We start from the raw sequence: 18996 nt of genomic DNA, 5'->3' as shown, positions 1-18996 counted from the left end.
TGCGCTCAATGTGACAATTTTTAGTTTTAGAGTGTTTTTCGATACATTGTGCCTTCTTTTCATCACTCTTAAAATAGATTCATGTTTTTCAATTAAGACTTTTGTGTCAGTTTGAGCGCAGTTGGAGACTTTTTGAGTTTATGATTTTTATTAGCATTTCGACTGCGCTCAATGTGACAATAATTTTATTATTTTTTGTTAACTAAATTCATTAAATCGACATCGTTTCCTAATAAAATATCGGTAGGATTGATGCGTCCTTCTTCAGGGCCGTTTTCTAATTTTAAAACACCTCTTGGGCAAACGGCACTACAAATACCACAGCCTACACAACTAGAACGTATAATGTTTTCACCTTTTTGTGCATAAGCACGAACATCAATACCTTGCTCGCAATAGGTAGAACAGTTTCCGCATGAAATACATTGTCCGCCATTGGTAGTAATTCTAAATCTCGATTTAAAACGTTGTACAAATCCTAAATAAGCAGCTAACGGACAACCAAAACGACACCATACGCGGTTTCCAAAAATAGGATAGAAGCCCGTGCCAATAACTCCTGCAAAAATAGACCCTATTAAAAAGCTATAAATATCTTGAATGGTTTGTGTTTTTATACCCAAAACGACTTTGGCTCCTGAAAAATAAGAATAGAGAGTAAATCCCGTCATGATAAGCACAAATAATAAAACACTATGGATTATCCAGCGTTCAAATTTCCAAGCTTTAAGTGTTTTGTTTGATAATTGGCGGTAAGGATCGCCTAAAGTTTCGGCTAAACCACCACAGCCACAAACCCAGGAGCAATACCAGCGTTTTCCGAAGAAATACACCATAACAGGCACAACAACGAGTGTTAAAACAATTCCCCAAATTAATATGAATAATCCAAAACCACCACTATTAATAAGCTCGTTTAAATTCCATTTAAAAAAGAAATCGTAATCTAAAGGAAAGGCATTTTTAAAGTCGTACCAAGGTTTTTCAAAACGCACTAAAATTTCTGGTATTAAAAAGGCAAATACAATTTGAAAGAATAATACCGATGTGGTTCGTAATATTTGATATTTATTATTACGGTATTTAATATACATGCGTACTGCCATAACGACCATAACGACGCAATATAGAAAACCGTACAAAAACCATTGTCCTGCTGGATTACCGCTTATACTTTTGCTTATAGGATCTACAATATAGGTCCAGTTAACTATATATTCTGGACGGAAATAAAGTAGCAAATAAAAAGTAACTAAAAAGATAAATACCAACCAGCCAATCCAACCCCGGTTGGTCGCACTATTATGATATACATTATTGTTTTTAATACCTGGTGGACCTAAAGTAATAATGCTTGGAATAATAAATAGTAAGGCTCCTAAAATGCCTAAACCAAACGTGAGCCACCAAAACAGTCCTTTGTTTTCCTCTATGATTCCGCTCCCCGATGTTTTAGCAACTTCGTAAGCAAGACTATGAGGTTTGCCCCAAACTTTTTTGCTCCATTCTTTTTTAGTTTCGTGTGTTTTATTAGCACTTTCTAATGCCGATGTGATTTTTGATGACAATGAAAATGGATTTGTAAATGTTTTACCTACCACATTATTTTTCATATCGTTTATGAAAAGCTCACTTTTAATGCCGTTGTTGCTTATAAAAGTTTCAAACTGCGTTGGAGTGAGTTGGTATTTGCCTAAAAAGATGAGTGCAATAAATACAGCAAGTCCTGTTATAAATAAACCAAGTCCTATTTTTTGAATGTGCTTCATTTTGATTTATTTATGAGGTTTGAAAGATGCGTTTCCAACTTTTCTTTTTAAGTTGAATATTAGTATTGTTTTCTTGGTTGAATTTTGCAACAATATCTTTTTCGTGAAGTTTGTAAAATTCAGGATCGAAATTAGCATCGGCTAAATGTTCTAAAACATAATCTACTGATTGTTTTTCGTTTAAAACCTTGTCGAAAAATTCATGACGCATTCTAATCCCGAACGTGTTAATGCCAATAAATGCCCGTGTCTTTTTATCGTAATTTAGGTGAATGCATTTTTTGCCATCTTCATGTTCCCAATAAAAACGGGCTTCATTATCTTTTGTTAGTGCCCAAACCCAACCATAGGTTTGGTATTCTATATTTATAAATTTAGCAGAGTTAAACCAATGTCCTGGTTTGTATGCCGTTTTATTATCGCAAATAGTTTGCGCTACGGTTTCTCCCATCATTCTGCCTGTGTACCAAACGGCTTCAATAGGGCGACGTTGGTCTATGCCTTCATGTTGTTCGGTACAATCGCCAATAGCATATACATCGGGGATGTTGGTTTCTAAAAACCGATTCACTTTTACACCGTGCCCTGTTTCAATATCAGATGTTTTTATAAAATCGATGTTAGGCGATACACCTGCTGTTAATCCTACCACGTTGCATTCAATTTCTTCGTTAGTTTCAGCAATGATTATAGATTTAACATGGCCTTTTTCATCAGGTTTTATTTCTTTTAAATTGACACCCAAACGTAAATCGATGCCATTATCTAAAATTTCTCTATTTATCATTTCAGATTCACCTTCAGGTAAAATACCATTCCAAAAACTGGTTTCTCTCACTAAAAAAGTAACAGGAATGTGCCTAGAATGAAGCATTTCAGCAAGTTCAATACCAATGAGTCCACCGCCTACAATAACAGCACGTTTACAGACTTTGTTATTGGGAGCGTGTTTTTCAAGATTGTCTAAATCTTGTTTGTGGTACATACCCATAACGCCGTTTAAATCTTGACCTGGCCATCCAAATTTATTTGGCTTGCTGCCTGTTGCAATAATAAGTTTATCGTAAAGCATGGTGTCACCTTCAGCAAAATAAAGGGTTTTAGATGTTGTTTCTATAGCCTTTACAAAACCTTTTTTAAGGTCGATTCTGTTTTTCTTCCAAAACCAATTTTCATAAGGTTGCGTATGTTGGAATTCTAGATGTCCCATGTATACATACATAAGTGCTGTTCTAGAAAAAAAGTAATCAGTTTCAGCAGAAATAATGGTAATTTTTTTGTTAGATAGTTTCCGGATATGTCTGGCAGCAGTGACTCCTGAAATTCCATTACCAATAATAACAATATGTTCCATAGGATTGGTTTAGTAAACTTTTTTTGTCGAAGGTTTTGTTAAAACCTTATCTTGTATGTTCAATTTGTTTAAATTTAGTCAAAAAAATAGAAAATGAGAATCTTTTTAGTGTTTGCTTCATGTTTGTTATTAGCGTCTTGTTCAATGACATCTATAAAACCTCTTAAAATAAATGGAGTTAGTTTTGTAGCGTCTAGAGATTCTATTAACAATTCTCATGTCAATCCTATAATTAATATACATGCTAATTATGCCGCATTAATGCCTTTTGGTTTTATTAAAGATTTAGAGCATCCGGAAGTTAGGTATAATTCTAATAGACAGTGGTTTGGTGAAACTAGGGTTGGCGTGAAACAGTATGTCGACGTTTTAAAAAACAAAGGCATTAAAGTGATGGTAAAACCTCAAATATGGGTTTCTAGAGGGCAGTTTACTGGTTTTATTAAAATGAATAATGACGAAGAATGGTTGCAATTAGAAACAACGTATTCTAAATTTATTCTTGAATATGCACGTATAGCAGAAGACGTTCATGCCGACATATTTTGTATTGGAACCGAATTGGAAACCTTTATAGATTATAGACCAGATTACTGGAAACAATTAATAAAAGAAATTAGAGCGTTGTATTCTGGGAAATTAACTTATGCTGCTAATTGGAATGAATATGATAGAACCCCTTTTTGGGATCAGTTAGATTACATCGGTATTGATGCTTATTTTCCTGTAAGTGACGAAAAAACACCTACTGTTGAAGTTTGTAAAGCAGGTTTAATACCATATAAAGAGGCTGTAGCTAAATGCTCTAAAACATTAAAGAAGCCTATTTTATTTACCGAGTTTGGTTATAGAAGTGTTGATTTTTCTGGAAAAGAACCTTGGAAAAGCGATAGAAGTATGACCGATGTAAACTTAGAAGCTCAAAAAAATACGACCCAGGCTTTGTTTGAAACGTTCTGGAATGAAAATTGGTTTGCTGGTGGTTTTCTTTGGAAATGGCATCATAATAATGAAAAAGCAGGTGGTGAAAATAACTCGCGTTTTACACCACAAAACAAGCCTGCGGAAGCTTTGATTAAAGATATGTATGCGAATTATTAAAGTTTTAATATAAAATTAATCTTCAATTTTATAATTATAAACAGATTCCATTAGTTTTGCAAAAAAAAAGAATAGGATATGAGAACATATGTAATTGGTGATATTCATGGCGGTTTAAAAGCTTTAATTCAGGTGTTAAATAAGCTGGAAGTTAAAGATGATGATACCCTTATTTTTATGGGCGATTATGTTGATGGATGGAGTGAAGCTGCACAAGTTGTTCAATTTCTTATAGAATTATCTCAAAAAATAAACTGTGTTTTTATCAAAGGGAACCATGATGTTTGGTGTGAAAACTGGTTAGATTCTGGAGATGTGAACCCAACGTGGTATATTCATGGAGGAAAAGAAACCATGGAGAGTTATACAGGCTTTTCTGCTGAAGAAAAAAAGGAGCATTTAGAGTTTTTTAAAAACTTAAAACTTTATTATTTAGATGATAAAAACCGATTGTTTCTACATGCAGGTTTTACGTCTATGCATGGCGTGACTAAAGAGGTTTTTGAAGAAACACTTTACTTTGATAGAACCCTTTGGGAAATGGCTTTAGCTATAGATAAAAACATAAATAAAGATTCTGTTTTGTTTCCAAAACGTTTACAGCATTATCATGAAATTTATATTGGTCATACGCCAACAACCAATTTCAATTCTTTTGAACCTATGAATGCAGCTAACATATGGAATGTAGATACGGGTGTTGCTTTTTCTGGAAAATTAACAGGAATGAATATCGATACAAAAATATATCTGCAAAGTGATATAATTAGAGATCTTTATCCTGATGAGAAAGGGCGGAATAAAGATTAAAGATTGTTCTTTTTTTATGTCATTCCATTAACATAAAATAGCTGTTTTGAGGCAAATACCATTTATAAAGCACAACGGGCTTACTCAATACTTTTAAAATCTTTAATAGCTTGGTTGGGTTCAATCACATTGTAGCCTTTCCAGAATTCAGGATCGTATTTTGGTAAATAAATAGGCTTTACTTTTGGCTTTTCTTCAAAAGCTGTAAAGTCGGTTTCAGTTATGGCGTCATTTTCAAAAACCACCAATTCTTTTTTCTCTCTATTAGACAGTATAAAATGAATATCAGACGACAATTCGTTTTGTTTTCTTCTGCCTTTGGTGTGTTTGTTCTTCTCAATAATTTTTAAAGGTCTTTTAATTCCGAATTTATTACCTTCTTCAACCTCTGCGTATTTAAGAGCATATTTGTTTGATGCGTTTTTTTCATAAATTAAAGTGCCTTGTTTTAAATAAGCATTATATGAAAGACCTAGCAGTTTAAAGTTTTTAAGAGCTTTTACGTTTTCATAATCGACTCTAATAATAGCAAAATCGTCTGTGTTTATATAAATGGTGCCTTTGTAGTCTTCACTTCTTTTTGGTGTAAAGCTTATAATGTAAACAAACTCATTGTTTAAGAAACTGTAATCTTCTAGCTTGAATTCGTATCTGTTTGGTTTTTCTAAAAAGTTTAAGTAACTATCTTCAGAAGTGAAACTGTTGCGTTGTAATCTAGAAATAGAATACTTCGTGTATTTTGTGAAATTGTTTTTTCGTTCCTGTTCTTTTTTCTTTTGTTCTTCAAGAAAAGCTTCTGTTTCATCCTTTTTAGGTTTTTCAGAATCATAAAAACTAGAATCCATTTCTTCTTTAGTCCCAAAAATGCCAGATTTAATTTTAAAATAAGAATCGCGCTTTACGTGTTTCTTTATAATAGTATTGAATTTCTCTTCATAACCTTCAAAGGTTATTTCTCGGCTTTTATCGTATAGACGAGAAGCTTTTATGATATCTAGTTTTAGTGAATCTATTATTCCAGATTTGCCATACATATTGGATAATGTTTCGGTGTAACTATCAGCGTTATTAGGCATCGCATTTAAAAGACTGTCAACAAAACCTTGATTGAATTCTGGTATTGTAGATTTCTTAATAGTAACATCCTTTTTCAATACGTTTGTATAATGAGAGGCTCTGTAAAATAGTTTGCTTTTTATAAAACTGAAATCGTAATTATTGGCCAGGTTCTCTTTTGTCTTTTCTATAATTTCTTCGGTAGTATAATTTTTATTAGAAACTAGAACTTCATCGAGTTCTATAGATTTCGGACTCAACAAAACAATGCTATCATGAAATGTTTTTGCTAAAAAATGTTTGCTTTCATAGCCTAAGCATCTAATGGTTAAAGAATCTTTTTTTGAAACTTTTTTGTTTAAATACAATAAGAATTCACCATTGTTATTACTTATAACTCCCGAGTTGTCGTTTATAGAAATAGTAGCAAAAGGAATGGGTTTTTGTGATGTAGAATCAAGTATTTTGGCATTAATAGATTCTTGTGAAAAGCTATGTAATGATATAAAGATAAACAGGCAACAAACTTTGTAAAGATGGTTCATGTAATCGTTGTTTTGTATAAAAGTAGACGATTAAATGAGCTGATTGTAACATTTAAAATTTCCTTAAGTGAATTTTATCAGTTTTTAACATTTATGTGTTTATGATAGTAATCATTTAACACTTTGGGCGAAGCTCCGAGCCATTTTTTAATATGAATGCTCCAGTAATGATATTGAAGTTTATAAATGCCATTGGTGTTATAGCATCTGGCTGAGGTGGTTATCCATTCTTGTATCACTACAAATTGATTTCGAGTATAAAGCTTTCTAATAAAATCGTTGTCTTCATAAATAGTAAACGCTTCATTAAAACCACCTATTTTATTAAAAAGTAATGACGTTATAAAAAGACTTTGATCACCACCTCTAAACGATTTCCAATTAAATTGTGTAAACCAACTCGCCATTTTTAACCATACATGATTGCTGTTAAATCTCATTTTAAAACAACCTGCTAGATTGTCTTTGTTAACTTGATTTATAATAAAGGTGTCGAAATTTTTAGGAGGAAAAGAATCGGCATGTAGAAAATAAAGAATATTTCCTTTTGCGTGTTTTGCACCTAAGTTCATTTGTTTTGCGCGTCCTTTTTTTGAGTTTAATAAAAGTATTTTGAAATTATTTAGAGATTCAAATGATTGCACTATGTCTTGAGAACCATCACGACTACCTCCATCAACAATTAAAATTTCAGAAATGTTTTTTTCTGAAGCGCTTTTTAAAAGGTGATTTAATAGGTTTGAAATGTTATCTGCTTCATTAATTATGGGAATTATTATCGAAATCAGATAGTTCATAGTTTAATTATAGAAAGCAATAAGTTACTCATTTAAGCTCCAATTATAATCATTAAAGCTCATTTTTGCTTTATTCGAAATTTTAATAGTTGAATATTTATTTAAAAAGTCAATTAAAGAGCCGTCTTGTTTGAAATCTTTTGAAAACCATTGAAAGATCTTAGAAAGTTCAAGATTGTTAGCTGTGATGTTATTTCGATTTTTATCTATTAAAAAGTCTCTAGTAGCATTGGTTAATTGCAATTCTAATTTAGAAGCGGTATATGCTTTATTTAATAATTTAGGACAAGAATATGATGCGCATACAATAGCAAAATGAATTCGCGGTTCATTCATTTTTCGTAAAATTTGATGTTCAATATCTTCAAGGTTATACCATTTGTGGCCTAATTTCCATAAACGTTGTTTCCATGGGTCTTTAATATCTTTTATACTATTTACAGGGTAGTTTCGTAAAATTAAATCGATGGTCATGGCGTTGTATGCATTAATCCAATAGGCTAGTTTATCTTCTTTAGGCCAATTGTCATCAGGAAGTTTTTGGCTCAAAAGAGTGATGTATGTCGTTAATGATTTTCTATCTTCTTTAAAGGTTAGGTAATTAACAAGCCCGCTATTTGTTACGTGTTTTCGAAGTAAATCGTCCCATAATTGATGTGTTTCAATAAAACGTTTGGTTAGAGCTTGATTAAATTTCACTGGTTTTTCAGTTGAAGTTTCATCAAGCTTTGTTTTTGTTATTTCTTGAGTAGTTTTATAAGGAATCAATTTTACGGGTTCGTTTTTATAACCCATAGTATCATTTTCTGTTTTGGAAATTTCAGATGTTTTTTTAGCAACTAGTTTTGTTCCCGAGCAAGCCGAATAACAACAAATTATAAAAATGAGACTATAGTATTTCATTATAAAATAATAATCAAATAGCGATTATCGTCTAGCAACATCCGCCACCATCATAATGGAAAGTAGATTCGCTAATAAATATATCGTCTCGACCTAACGATGCTAAAGCACCTGCTGTTTTATCGCAAATGGCTAACGGTTGGTTTTTTAGTAAAACATGACCAGCTTTATCATCAAAATAGTCGTCTTCACCATAATAAATAGCTGCCTTACCAGTAAAAATACACGGTCCGTCAGCAGGCATCGGGTCTTTTATGGCGGCTACTTCTATGGATTCTATATAAATAAGTTCTTCTGTTGGATAATGTTTAGTGTCTAGAATTCTATAAGGTTTACGAGCGCGAATTTCAATAGTTCCAAAACCAGCATCTGTCAATGCTTTTACGTATTCTGCAATTGGTAAACTTCCACTAAGGCATAAAGCACGCAGGCGTTCATCGTTTTTTAACGCATCATTCATAGGTTGCTCGCAAGTTGGGTCGCTCATAACTAGTTTTCCGTGCGGTTTTAAAACGCGAAACATTTCTGCGATGGCTTTTTTTAAATCGTCTGCTTTAAAAATATTGAATAAGCAGTTTTGAGCAGCGACATCAATGCTATTATCTTCAACAGGTAGATGCATAGCGTCTCCTTTCTTAAGGTCTACATATTCACTTTTAAACCAATCGTTTTCAGCTTCAGCTTCTATAAAATTTTTACGAGAGGCTTCTAGCATTTCGTCTACCACATCAATACCAATAACGCCACTTTTTTCACGATTAAAATATGAGAATTGTAATAATTCCATACCACCTCCAACACCTACATAAAGCATTTTAGGATTGTTGGTTAGGTCGCGAGCATGAACCGTTGAACCACAACCATAGTTCATTTCTTGCATGATTTTGGGGATTTTTAAACCTGGTAATTCCCAAATAGGATTTGTAGTGCAGCACAGGCCAACATCTGGTGTAAGTGCCGCTTCTTTATAAACATCGTGTGTAGTTTCTAGGTAGCTCATTTGATTTTAGTATTCTGTTAACAGTTTTTAGTTTAAATGAATATTGCGAACTGAAGACTGTCGACTTGTTTATAATATTTTTATTAATTCTTTAAATAGTGTAATCATATTAGGTTCAGCTTTTGCCGCCATTTCAATGATTTCTGTAATATTTACAGGTTTTAGATTGCTTGGGTCGCATTCATCTGTTAAAACGGACACCGCTGCTGCTTTTAATTTTAAATGGTTGGCAACAATAATTTCTGGTACAGTACTCATGCCAACGGCGTCTGATCCTATAATTTTTAGCATGCGATATTCTGCTCTTGTTTCTAATTGAGGACCAACAACGCTAGCATAAACACCTTCGTGTAAAGTGATGTTGTTAGCTTTGGCGATAGTTTTAAAGGTTGAATTGATTTCGGCATCATAAGGTGTGCTCATATCTGTAAAGCGTTCACCTAATAATTCAACACCTTTAAATGCTAAAGGCGAACTGCCTTGAAGATTTATATGATCCTCAATAAGCATCAGTTCTCCTTTTTTAAAGTTAAGGTTTATGGCACCTGCGGCGTTGGAAACTAATAAGGTTTTGATGCCTAATTTTTCCATAACACGAACTGGGTAGGTAACATCTTGTAGTGTATAGCCTTCATAAAGGTGAAAACGCCCCTGCATTACAATGACTTTTTTGCCTTCTAGTGTTCCGTATATAAGTTTGCCTTTGTGAAACTCTACGGTTGCTGTTGGGAAGTTTGGAATGTGGTTATAACTAACTTCTTTTATAATGTCTATATGGTTAATAAGTTGCCCTAATCCAGTGCCAAGAATGATTCCTATTTCAGGGTTTTCAAATCCTTTTTCTTTTAGGTAAGTTACGGTTTCTTCTATGTATTTAATCATTTAATTGTTGTATTCTTTGTTGTAATTTAAGATTTGATTTGTAGAATGATGAAGCAGTTAAATCTTCAAAAGTATCAATATCATTAAGCGTTACTAATGTAGTGAATTTGATGTTTTTTTTATCTAATTCTAGACATGTTTTTTCTAATAAATTTGATTGACTCCATGGTTTGTTTTCAAAAATGAAGCTGTGCATTTTGTTAAGTCCGATTAAGTAATATCCCCCGTCTTCAGCTGGTCCAAAAACAACTTCGGTTTTGTTTAATGCTTCAATTGCGTTTTCAATATGAAGCGCACTAATATCAGGTAAGTCAGATCCAATTAAAACAATGCGCTCAAAGCCGTCATTAAATCCTTTTAAAAAAGCATTTTTCATGCGTGTTCCTAAATCGTCACCTTCTTGTATGAATTTTTGATGGTGATTCCAAGTTGTATTCATAATGGTATCTGAAAAATAGATACGTTTATCTGCTTTTATTTCTGAAGTCGCTGTTTCTGTGATCTTAACTAATTCGCTATATACCTCAAAAGCACCAAGGTTTCCAATGGTTTTTGCTAGTCGGGTTTTAACTTTTCCAAGTTTTATGTTTTTTACAAAAATAATAACGAGCTCTTTATTCATATACTTTTATGCCTTTTTTTAGCCATTTACTCCATTTTTTTGAAAAGATATGAATGGAGTCTGTTACTTTTTCATTTGAATTTACTACTTCATAGTCGTTGTTTTTCCATTCAAAAATACCACCGTACAAATTGAAAACATTCCTGTAACCTGCTTCTTTAAGTTTTTCGGCAATAGCTTCAGAGCGAATACCTAAAGCGCAATACACTACTATTTTAGAATCTTTATTGGGTAAATTTTGTTTAACGGAGTCTAAATTAAAAAAATTAAAACCTACATAAATAGCATCTTTTAAATGGCTGGTTTTAAACTCTCTTTCTTCTCGGGAATCTAATAAAATAAAATTTTCTTTTAGGTTTTTAAGTGAATCTACAGAAATATATGGAATACTTTCTCTGTTTTGATGTTTCAACATCTTTTCAAGATTTTTCTGTGAAAACCCCGAAATTGAAATACCAATATAAATAATAAAAAGTAACTTTTTCATATTTTCTTTTTAAGCTACACTCCCTTGGCAGCTACTTCCTGCGCCAGCAGTACAACCATAACAATGTTGAGAAATAACAATATCTCTTCCTTTAAGAAGACTTTCATTATATTCTGAAATGTGTTTTGCTTTACTATTTACGGGCAATTCTAGCATCTGATTAAAATCGCAATCAAATAAATAGCCATCCCAACTTATCGAAAGTGTATTGGTGCACATCACGTTTGCAACAGTTGTTGGATTGTAAGCTTCAACTAGAGCATACATATAATCTTCGTAATTTTCTGAAGCTATTAAATAATCTAAGAACCTACTAATAGGTAAATTTGTTATAGAGAATAAATTATGAAACTGAATATCGAAATCTTCTTTTAATGCTTTTTTGAATTCTTTCTGCATCGAAAATTGATCTCCTGGTAAAAAGGCTCCAGAAGGATTGTATACCAAATCTAATTTCAATTTGCTATCTGGCATACCATAACCAACAGCATTTAGTTCTTGAAGCGCTTTTATAGATGTATTAAAAACACCATCTCCACGTTGTTTGTCTGTTTTTCCCTGTGTCCAATGTGGCATAGAGCTTATAACATGGATATTATGCTTCTTGAAGAATTCGGGTAAATCGTGATACTGTTTATTGGCTTTAATAATGGTGAGGTTAGAACGGACAATAAAATCTTTTATGCCAGCTTTGGCAGCTTCCTCAACAAACCAACGGAAATTAGGATTCATTTCTGGAGCACCTCCTGTTAGGTCTAGGGTGTGTGCGCCTGTTTTTTTTATGACATCTAGGCATTGTAGCATCGTATCACGCGTCATAACCTCTTTACGATCTGGACCTGCATCAACATGGCAATGTTCGCAAACTTGGTTACACATATAACCCACATTTATTTGTAGGATTTCTAATTTTTTAGCTTTAAGCGGAAATTGATTTGTTTCGGTAATTTTAGTCTTAAAAGTTGGTAGCTCTCCATTTTGAAAGATACCATTCGACAAAATTTCTAATTGCCTATTACTGTTTGCTAAATCGCTTTCGCGTTTATGTAGGGACTTTGTTGCCATTAATATATTTAATTTTCTTGAAGAAGACTCTTCGATTTCGCTCAGGATAAGCCACCTGTGAAATTTTATTTACCAAAATTAGAACTTTGATTACATTTCAAGCTTATTTACTTTGTTCATCATTTGAACGCCCATTACTAAAGTAGCTCCGCTTTTTATAGCCGCACCAACATGTAGGGCTTCCATCATTTCTTCTTTTGTAATGCCGCGTTGCAAACCGTCTTTAGTGTAAGCATCTATGCAATAAGGACAACTTTCTGTATGTGCTACTGCTAATGCAATTAAAGATTTTTCTCTTGCAGAAAGAGCGCCTTCTTCAAATACTTTTCCGTAATACTCAAAAAATTTATCGCCTAATTCTTGATTCCATTCGCTTATTTTGCCAAATTTTTTTAAATCTGCTGGATCGTAATATGTTTTTTGCATGTTATATATTTTGGACTAAAGATATAAATCTAATTGCTTAAGTCGGGAAGTTTTATAATACTTAACAAAAAAAGTAGCCCATCTGTTTCTTCTTTTAAAAAGAAACGATGCACTACTTTTATTTTATTTAATACAACTAAAAATGTAACAGTTAATCTCGCAAAATACTCCGTGAAATGATAATCTTTTGAATTTCTGAAGTGCCTTCGTAAATCTGAGTAATTTTTGCATCACGCATTAAGCGCTCTACATGGTAATCTTTTACAAAACCATTGCCACCATGAATTTGAACTGCTTCAACGGTATGTTCCATGGCTACTTTAGAGGCGTATAGTTTTGCTATAGCGCTAGACATATCGTAATTATTACCTTGATCTTTATCCCAAGCCGCTTTCATAACAAGCATTCTAGCCGCTTCAATATCAGTATGCATATCGGCTAGTTTAAAAGCAATGGCTTGATGGTTGGATATTTCGGTGCCAAATGCTTTTCTTTCTTTAGAATATTTTAAGGCCAACTCATAAGCGCCTGAAGCAATACCAAGTGCTTGAGAAGCAATTCCAATACGTCCACCAGATAAGGTTTTCATAGCAAATCTAAATCCAGAGCCATTAGCACCAATTCTGTTTTCTTTTGGAACTTTAACATCGTTAAACTGAAGCGTGTGTGTATCGCTTCCACGAATTCCTAATTTGTCTTCTTTAGGGCCAACATGAAACCCTTCCGTCCCTTTTTCTAAAATAAAAGCATTAATACCATGAGATCCTTTGTCTTTGTCCGTTTGTGCTATTACTATATATATATCTGCGCGTCCACCGTTTGTAATCCAGTTTTTTGTGCCATTAAGAATATAGTGATCACCTTTTTTTATTGCAGTAGTTTTTTGTGAAGTCGCATCGCTTCCAGCCTCTGGTTCGCTTAAACAAAATGCGCCAATAGATTCACCAGTAGCAAGTTTTGTTAAATATTTTTGTTTTTGTTCTTCTGTTCCATAAGTTTCTAGTCCATAGCAAACTAAGGAATTGTTTACAGATACCATTACCGAAGCAGATGCATCTATTTTAGATAATTCTTCCATAATAAGCACATAAGAAATCGCATCCATACCACTGCCGCCATATTTAGGATCAACCATAATGCCCATAAATCCTAAATCGCTCATTTTTTTTACTAACTCGTTAGGGAATTCTTGTTTGTTGTCTCGTTCAATAACTCCAGGTAGTAATTCGGTTTGAGCAAAGTCGCGAGCTGCATCGCGTATCATTATATGCTCTTCTGAAAGTGTGAAATCCATAATTTTAAATATATTATTGATTTGATAAAAAATATATACAAATATAGTTTTTTAGTGTCATATTTTTAATAAGTATTGTTATTTTTACACAATATGATAAATAATATGGGGGATAAAAACCAATACAATGTAATTGGTGTCATGTCTGGAACATCTTTAGATGGTATAGATTTTGTTTTTGTTGAATTTATATTTGATAAAGTTTGGAGCTTTAAAATTGTATATGCCCAAACGGTTACATATGATGAAACGTGGCAAAATATTTTAAAGCTTCTAGTGGCTAATTCATTACAGGAATTACAGCAAATAGATGAGGAGTATACAGCTTATTTGGCACAAGTTATAAATAGTTTTATTGATAAAAATAATATAAAAAATATTGATGCAGTATGTACTCATGGACATACGGCGTTACATCAACCTCAAAAAAAGTTAACCTATCAAATAGGAAATAAGCCTTTTTTAGCGACCTTGTTAAATCAGAATGTCGTTTGCGATTTTAGAGTTCAAGATGTTGAGCTAGGAGGGCAAGGCGCTCCATTGGTTCCTATTGGTGATAAGTTGCTGTTTTCTGAATACGATTTTTGTTTAAATTTAGGAGGTTTTGCAAATATTTCAACCGAATTTGAAAGCAACCGAATAGCTTATGATATTTGTCCAGTAAACATTGTTTTAAATCATTATGTAAATTTAATAGGGTTTGAATACGATGATGAAGGAAAAATTGCTTCAACCGGAATTATTAATCAAGAATTACTTAGTAAACTAAATGATTTAGAATTTTATAAAATGCAGCATCCAAAATCTTTGGGCTTAGAATGGGTTGATAAAAATATTTTTCCGTTAATAAATAATTTTCAGCTTGAAGTAAAAGATGTTTTAAAAACTTTTGTAGAGCATATTGCTATGCAACTTGCAGTCGAAATTAATAAAAAAAATAATGCTTCTGTATTAGTTACAGGAGGTGGGGTTTATAATAAGTATTTGATAAACAGACTTAAATCACATACAAAAAACAAAATTATAGAACCGTCGAAAACTATTGTAGAATTTAAAGAAGCTTTAATTTTTGGATTTTTAGGAGTCTTAAAAATAAGAAATGAAGTTAATTGCTTACAAAGTGTAACAGGGGCTTTAAAAAATCATAGTTCTGGTAAAATATATCTTCTTTAAAAATAACAAAAAATTAATAGTAAAGCTCTTTAGTTTTTTATATTTGTTGAAATGAAATTACATCTTTTTAATCATCACTAAGCTACATTTGTTCATCGTTGTTATTTGACAAAAATCAAATTCAAATACTGGTTAAAAATGAAATAATTATTAGAAAAACAATAGGAAAAGTATATAACAATAATAAATCAAAAACAGGCATTAGTGCTACTGAACTGTAAGTCAGTACTAAAGCAACTTATTTAATTATAAATTTATGGAAGCAGCAATTATTTTAGTATTTGTAACGGGGTATTTAGCCATTACTTTAGAACATAGTATAAAAATAGATAAATTAATACCAGCACTGGTTATGATGGCTATTTGTTGGGCTCTAATTGCTTTAGGAATTGAAGGCTTTCCGCAATGGTTTGATTCTAGTAGCCATTCATTGTTAGAAGGGTTTGGTAGTTTAGGCTCTGATGAAAAGATGCATATGATGGAGGAAACCTTGTTGCATCATTTAGGTAAAACATCTGAAATATTGGTGTTTCTTTTAGGAGCAATGACCATTGTTGAAATCATTGACTATTTTGATGGTTTTTCAACTATTAAAGACTTTATAAAAACCAAGAAGAAAAGTAAAATTCTTTGGGTTTTTTCCATATTAGCTTTCGTTTTGTCAGCTATTATAGATAATTTAACAGCGACTATCGTATTAATTTCAATACTTCAAAAAATTGTAAAAGATAGGAGTGTTCGTATTTGGTTTGCTGGTTTAATCATTATTGCTGCAAATGCAGGTGGGGCATGGTCTCCAATTGGAGATGTTACAACAACGATGTTATGGATTGGTAAAAAAGTAACAACAGGTCATTTAATAGGTTATTTATTATTGCCGTCATTTTTGTGTATGGCAGTACCAACATTTATAGCGTCTTTTTTACCAGCATTTAAAGGTGATTTAGACGTTGAAGACGTTGAAGAAAAAAAGAAATCTAAATTTAGTGGAATAATGCTTTATTTAGGATTAGGAGCTATTGTATTTGTTCCTGTCTTTAAAATGATTACACATTTGCCTCCTTATGTAGGTATGATGTTGTCTTTAGGAGTTGTAGCTATTTTTGCTGAAATTTACAGTAGTTCTAAATTTAGTTTTACTGAACATGATGCTGAAGAAAGCGATGCCCATGCGCAACATAGTCCAGTACATTATTCATTATCTAAAATTGAGTTACCAAGTATCTTGTTTTTCTTGGGAATATTAATGGCGGTTGCTGCTTTAGAGTCTTTAGGTATTCTATTTAATTTTGCAGGATCACTACAAGAAAAGATGCCTATGTTAGGTACCGAAATTCATCCAGGTGGTCATGAAGGTGTTTCAGATTTAGTTGTTCTTTTATTAGGAGTTGGGTCTGCAATTATAGATAATGTGCCTTTGGTAGCCGCTAGTTTAGGTATGTTCCATGAGCCTATTGATAATGAACTTTGGCACTTTATTGCCTATTCGGCAGGTACAGGAGGAAGTATGTTAATTATTGGGTCTGCGGCAGGTGTAGTTGCTATGGGAATGGAAAAAATTGATTTTTTCTGGTATTTAAAAAAGATTTCTTGGTTGGCTTTAGTAGGTTTCTTGGTAGGATCAGTGGCATTTATGTTTACAAGAACATTGTTTTAGAAAATTAATATATAAGTAGTTTTCCGCGAAAGCAAAAAAAAGAAAACCTTTTGCGATACTTTAACGTATATAAGGACGTTATACAGTTGCAATAAATTTAAAATTATATGCTAAATACATTATTACAAAATACGCAAGAAGGAGCAGAATTGCTTACAGATGGAGAATCTGTTGAAAAAACACTTTCCATTATAGAATTAATTAGTAGTGGAGGCGCTGCCGGACAAATAATTATAGCACTTTTGTTCTTATTACTTGTAGCAGCCATTTATATTTATTTTGAACGCATATTTGCTATTAAAGCAGCATCAGTTGTGGATGCTAATTTTATGAATCAAATTAAAGATCATGTGAGTCATGGTAAAATTGATTCCGCTCAAATGCTTTGTGCTCAAGTAAATTCTCCTGTATCTAGATTAATTGGTAAAGGGATTTCTAGAATAGGGAAACCACTTGCTGATATTAATACGGCATTAGAAAATGCAGGGCGATTAGAGATTTATGGACTAGAAAAGAATGTAAGTATATTAGCTACTATTTCTGGAGCGGGACCAATGATTGGGTTTCTTGGTACAGTTATTGGAATGATTTTAGCAATATTTGAATTAGCTAATGCTGGTGGCACCATTCAAATGGATGTTTTGGCTAGCGGACTTTATACGGCTATGACAACAACTGTTGCTGGGTTAATTGTAGGAATCGTTGCTTTTATGGCTTATAATCATTTAGTTGTAAAAACGGATAAGATTGTATATCAAATGGAAGCAAATTCATTAGAGTTTTTAGATCATTTAAACGAACCATCTTAGTATGAATATTAGAGGAAGGAATAAGGTATCACCAGAATTCAATATGTCTTCAATGACAGATATTGTTTTTCTGTTACTTATCTTTTTTATGATAGCTTCTACATTGGTATCTACAAGTGCTATCGATATATTGCTGCCTAAAGCTAGTGGGAAAACAGAAAACAAAAAATCGGTAGCGGTAAGTATAAAGAAAGACTTAACGTATTATATAGATCAAAAAAGGGTAGGAGAAAGTGTTTTAGAAAACGAATTACTTGCCGTGCTTTCATTAGAAGAAAAACCAACGATTGTTTTAAGAGCAGAAAAATCGGTGCCTGTTGAAAATGTTGTAAAGGTTATGGATATAGCTAATCGAAATAAGTTTAAGGTCATATTAGCTGTAAAGCCTAATTAATGAAATATCTTGAAACCAAACACGAAAAAAATTCAGCAAAAATAACAGCATTAATAACTGTTATATTACTACTGTTGTTATTTGTGGTTGGTGCGCCCTATATGGATCCTCCAGAGGAGTATGGTGTTGCAGTAAATTTTGGTACTACCGATTTTGGTAAAGGTAATATTCAGCCTAAAAAACCAATAAAATCTGAACCTAGAGAAGTTGAAAAACCACCTCAACCAGAAGAAACCTCAAAAGCAGAACCTACAGCTTCATCAGAAGTTAAAGAAGAAGTACTAACTGCCGATAATGCTGAAGAAATAGCTATAAAGAAACAAAAAGAGGCTGAAGCTAAAGCGAAGGCCATTGCTGATGCAAAAGCAAAAGCTGAAGCAGATAGAATAGCTAAAGAAAAACGTGAACAGGACGAGAAAAAGAAAAAGTTAGATGCTTTAATTGGTGGGGTTAGTAAATCTGAAGGCACTGAAACAGGAAGTGAAGGCAATGATAATAAAGCTGGAGATAAAGGGCAATTAGATGGAGATCCATACGCGCCTAGTTATTTTGGAGGTCAGGGATCAGGAAATGGTGGTGTTGGTTATGGTTTAAACGGTAGAGGTAGAGCAACCTATAAAACACTTAAGCAAGATTGCAATGAATCTGGAATGGTGATTGTAAAGATTATTGTAAACCAAAGCGGTAATGTTATTTCAGCAGAACCAGGTCAAAAAGGAACAACTAATACGGCACAATGTTTATTGGATCCAGCAAAGAAAATAGCATTATCTCATAAGTGGCCAGCAGATTCTAAGGCGCCAGTAAAACAGATTGGTTTTGTAAAAGTAAACTTCAAACTGGGGCAATAGT

The 18996-nt window shown here is 32.8% G+C and carries 19 protein-coding genes; 7 read left to right on the top strand and 12 right to left on the bottom strand.

What is annotated here, in order from left to right:
* Positions 1-188: 188 nt before the first annotated feature.
* Positions 189-1769 carry a 4Fe-4S binding protein gene (locus RHP49_04280; GenBank protein ID WNH13477.1) on the bottom strand — a complete coding sequence of 527 codons (1581 nt, stop codon included), beginning with the start codon at positions 1767-1769 and terminating at the stop codon, positions 189-191.
* Positions 1770-1779: 10 nt separating this feature from the next.
* Positions 1780-3123: an FAD/NAD(P)-binding oxidoreductase gene (locus RHP49_04275; GenBank protein WNH13476.1), complete on the bottom strand. Its 1344-nt coding sequence runs from the start codon at positions 3121-3123 to the stop codon at positions 1780-1782.
* A 93-nt stretch (positions 3124-3216) separates the two neighbouring features.
* Here RHP49_04275 and RHP49_04270 point away from each other — a divergent pair, with 93 nt between their 5' ends.
* Together RHP49_04270 and RHP49_04265 are read left to right on the top strand one after the other, a co-directional pair.
* On the top strand, positions 3217-4224 hold the full coding sequence (locus tag RHP49_04270; protein WNH13475.1) for a glycoside hydrolase: 1008 nt from the start codon (positions 3217-3219) through the stop codon (positions 4222-4224).
* Between the two features lie 78 nt (positions 4225-4302).
* Positions 4303-5034 (top strand): metallophosphoesterase family protein, encoded by a 732-nt coding sequence (locus RHP49_04265; GenBank protein ID WNH13474.1) that lies wholly within the window; start codon positions 4303-4305, stop codon positions 5032-5034.
* Between the two features lie 80 nt (positions 5035-5114).
* Here RHP49_04265 and RHP49_04260 read toward each other — a convergent pair whose 3' ends face one another.
* The 10 genes from RHP49_04260 to RHP49_04215 all read right to left on the bottom strand — a co-directional run bounded on the left by RHP49_04260 (position 5115) and on the right by RHP49_04215 (position 14111).
* A complete protein-coding gene (locus tag RHP49_04260; GenBank protein WNH13473.1) occupies positions 5115-6635 on the bottom strand; it encodes a carboxypeptidase-like regulatory domain-containing protein in 1521 nt (506 codons plus the stop codon).
* Between the two features lie 77 nt (positions 6636-6712).
* Positions 6713-7432, bottom strand: coding sequence for a TIGR04283 family arsenosugar biosynthesis glycosyltransferase (locus RHP49_04255; protein ID WNH13472.1), 720 nt, complete (start codon positions 7430-7432; stop codon positions 6713-6715).
* A gap of 24 nt (positions 7433-7456) precedes the next feature.
* Positions 7457-8335 carry a DUF547 domain-containing protein gene (locus tag RHP49_04250; GenBank protein ID WNH13471.1) on the bottom strand — a complete coding sequence of 293 codons (879 nt, stop codon included), beginning with the start codon at positions 8333-8335 and terminating at the stop codon, positions 7457-7459.
* Between the two features lie 31 nt (positions 8336-8366).
* On the bottom strand, positions 8367-9335 hold the full coding sequence (gene arsM / locus RHP49_04245; protein WNH13470.1) for an arsenosugar biosynthesis arsenite methyltransferase ArsM: 969 nt from the start codon (positions 9333-9335) through the stop codon (positions 8367-8369).
* A 69-nt stretch (positions 9336-9404) separates the two neighbouring features.
* Positions 9405-10217: a purine-nucleoside phosphorylase gene (locus RHP49_04240; protein WNH13469.1), complete on the bottom strand. Its 813-nt coding sequence runs from the start codon at positions 10215-10217 to the stop codon at positions 9405-9407.
* Complete coding sequence (locus tag RHP49_04235; protein WNH13468.1) at positions 10210-10839, bottom strand: TIGR04282 family arsenosugar biosynthesis glycosyltransferase; 630 nt, start codon at positions 10837-10839, stop codon at positions 10210-10212. The genes RHP49_04240 and RHP49_04235 overlap by 8 nt, the downstream gene beginning before the upstream one ends.
* The gene (locus RHP49_04230) at positions 10832-11326 is read right to left on the bottom strand and encodes a rhodanese-like domain-containing protein (protein WNH13467.1); all 495 of its coding nucleotides are present in this window, start codon (positions 11324-11326) and stop codon (positions 10832-10834) included. The genes RHP49_04235 and RHP49_04230 overlap by 8 nt, the downstream gene beginning before the upstream one ends.
* 9 nt (positions 11327-11335) lie before the next feature.
* Positions 11336-12391 (bottom strand): arsenosugar biosynthesis radical SAM protein ArsS, encoded by a 1056-nt coding sequence (gene arsS, locus RHP49_04225; protein WNH13466.1) that lies wholly within the window; start codon positions 12389-12391, stop codon positions 11336-11338.
* A 90-nt stretch (positions 12392-12481) separates the two neighbouring features.
* On the bottom strand, positions 12482-12817 hold the full coding sequence (locus RHP49_04220) for an arsenosugar biosynthesis-associated peroxidase-like protein (protein WNH13465.1): 336 nt from the start codon (positions 12815-12817) through the stop codon (positions 12482-12484).
* A gap of 151 nt (positions 12818-12968) precedes the next feature.
* Entirely contained in the window at positions 12969-14111 is a 1143-nt protein-coding gene (locus tag RHP49_04215) for an acyl-CoA dehydrogenase (protein WNH13464.1), read from the bottom strand.
* Between the two features lie 105 nt (positions 14112-14216).
* On the opposite strand from RHP49_04215, the gene RHP49_04210 reads away from it, so the two are divergent.
* The 5 genes from RHP49_04210 to RHP49_04190 all read left to right on the top strand — a co-directional run bounded on the left by RHP49_04210 (position 14217) and on the right by RHP49_04190 (position 18995).
* Entirely contained in the window at positions 14217-15284 is a 1068-nt protein-coding gene (locus RHP49_04210) for an anhydro-N-acetylmuramic acid kinase (protein WNH13463.1), read from the top strand.
* A 256-nt stretch (positions 15285-15540) separates the two neighbouring features.
* Positions 15541-16941, top strand: coding sequence for a sodium:proton antiporter NhaD (nhaD, locus tag RHP49_04205; protein WNH13462.1), 1401 nt, complete (start codon positions 15541-15543; stop codon positions 16939-16941).
* A 107-nt stretch (positions 16942-17048) separates the two neighbouring features.
* On the top strand, positions 17049-17750 hold the full coding sequence (locus RHP49_04200) for a MotA/TolQ/ExbB proton channel family protein (GenBank protein WNH13461.1): 702 nt from the start codon (positions 17049-17051) through the stop codon (positions 17748-17750).
* A gap of 1 nt (position 17751) precedes the next feature.
* Positions 17752-18144, top strand: a complete 393-nt coding sequence (locus RHP49_04195; GenBank protein WNH13460.1) for a biopolymer transporter ExbD — start codon at positions 17752-17754, stop codon at positions 18142-18144.
* A complete protein-coding gene (locus RHP49_04190; GenBank protein WNH13459.1) occupies positions 18144-18995 on the top strand; it encodes an energy transducer TonB in 852 nt (283 codons plus the stop codon). The genes RHP49_04195 and RHP49_04190 overlap by 1 nt, the downstream gene beginning before the upstream one ends.
* The last annotated feature ends 1 nt before the right edge of the window (position 18996 follow it).

The sequence above is a fragment of the Flavobacteriaceae bacterium HL-DH10 genome (genome assembly GCA_031826515.1).
GTDB classification, from domain to species: Bacteria; Bacteroidota; Bacteroidia; order Flavobacteriales; family Flavobacteriaceae; genus Thalassobellus; species Thalassobellus suaedae.
The sequence above is the reverse complement of the archived record's forward strand: the minus strand, read 5'-3'. Positions and strand labels throughout refer to the sequence as shown.

Bases quoted from the DNA above. Each gene is read 5' to 3' on its own strand.
- RHP49_04280 (WNH13477.1), bottom strand. From the start codon at position 1,769: ATGAAGCACATTCAAAAAATAGGACTTGGTTTATTTATAACAGGACTT.
- RHP49_04275 (WNH13476.1), bottom strand. From the start codon at position 3,123: ATGGAACATATTGTTATTATTGGTAATGGAATTTCAGGAGTCACTGCT.
- RHP49_04270 (WNH13475.1), top strand. From the start codon at position 3,217: ATGAGAATCTTTTTAGTGTTTGCTTCATGTTTGTTATTAGCGTCTTGT.
- RHP49_04265 (WNH13474.1), top strand. From the start codon at position 4,303: ATGAGAACATATGTAATTGGTGATATTCATGGCGGTTTAAAAGCTTTA.
- RHP49_04260 (WNH13473.1), bottom strand. From the start codon at position 6,635: ATGAACCATCTTTACAAAGTTTGTTGCCTGTTTATCTTTATATCATTA.
- RHP49_04255 (WNH13472.1), bottom strand. From the start codon at position 7,432: ATGAACTATCTGATTTCGATAATAATTCCCATAATTAATGAAGCAGAT.
- RHP49_04250 (WNH13471.1), bottom strand. From the start codon at position 8,335: ATGAAATACTATAGTCTCATTTTTATAATTTGTTGTTATTCGGCTTGC.
- arsM (WNH13470.1), bottom strand. From the start codon at position 9,335: ATGAGCTACCTAGAAACTACACACGATGTTTATAAAGAAGCGGCACTT.
- RHP49_04240 (WNH13469.1), bottom strand. From the start codon at position 10,217: ATGATTAAATACATAGAAGAAACCGTAACTTACCTAAAAGAAAAAGGA.
- RHP49_04235 (WNH13468.1), bottom strand. From the start codon at position 10,839: ATGAATAAAGAGCTCGTTATTATTTTTGTAAAAAACATAAAACTTGGA.
- RHP49_04230 (WNH13467.1), bottom strand. From the start codon at position 11,326: ATGAAAAAGTTACTTTTTATTATTTATATTGGTATTTCAATTTCGGGG.
- arsS (WNH13466.1), bottom strand. From the start codon at position 12,391: ATGGCAACAAAGTCCCTACATAAACGCGAAAGCGATTTAGCAAACAGT.
- RHP49_04220 (WNH13465.1), bottom strand. From the start codon at position 12,817: ATGCAAAAAACATATTACGATCCAGCAGATTTAAAAAAATTTGGCAAA.
- RHP49_04215 (WNH13464.1), bottom strand. From the start codon at position 14,111: ATGGATTTCACACTTTCAGAAGAGCATATAATGATACGCGATGCAGCT.
- RHP49_04210 (WNH13463.1), top strand. From the start codon at position 14,217: ATGGGGGATAAAAACCAATACAATGTAATTGGTGTCATGTCTGGAACA.
- nhaD (WNH13462.1), top strand. From the start codon at position 15,541: ATGGAAGCAGCAATTATTTTAGTATTTGTAACGGGGTATTTAGCCATT.
- RHP49_04200 (WNH13461.1), top strand. From the start codon at position 17,049: ATGCTAAATACATTATTACAAAATACGCAAGAAGGAGCAGAATTGCTT.
- RHP49_04195 (WNH13460.1), top strand. From the start codon at position 17,752: ATGAATATTAGAGGAAGGAATAAGGTATCACCAGAATTCAATATGTCT.
- RHP49_04190 (WNH13459.1), top strand. From the start codon at position 18,144: ATGAAATATCTTGAAACCAAACACGAAAAAAATTCAGCAAAAATAACA.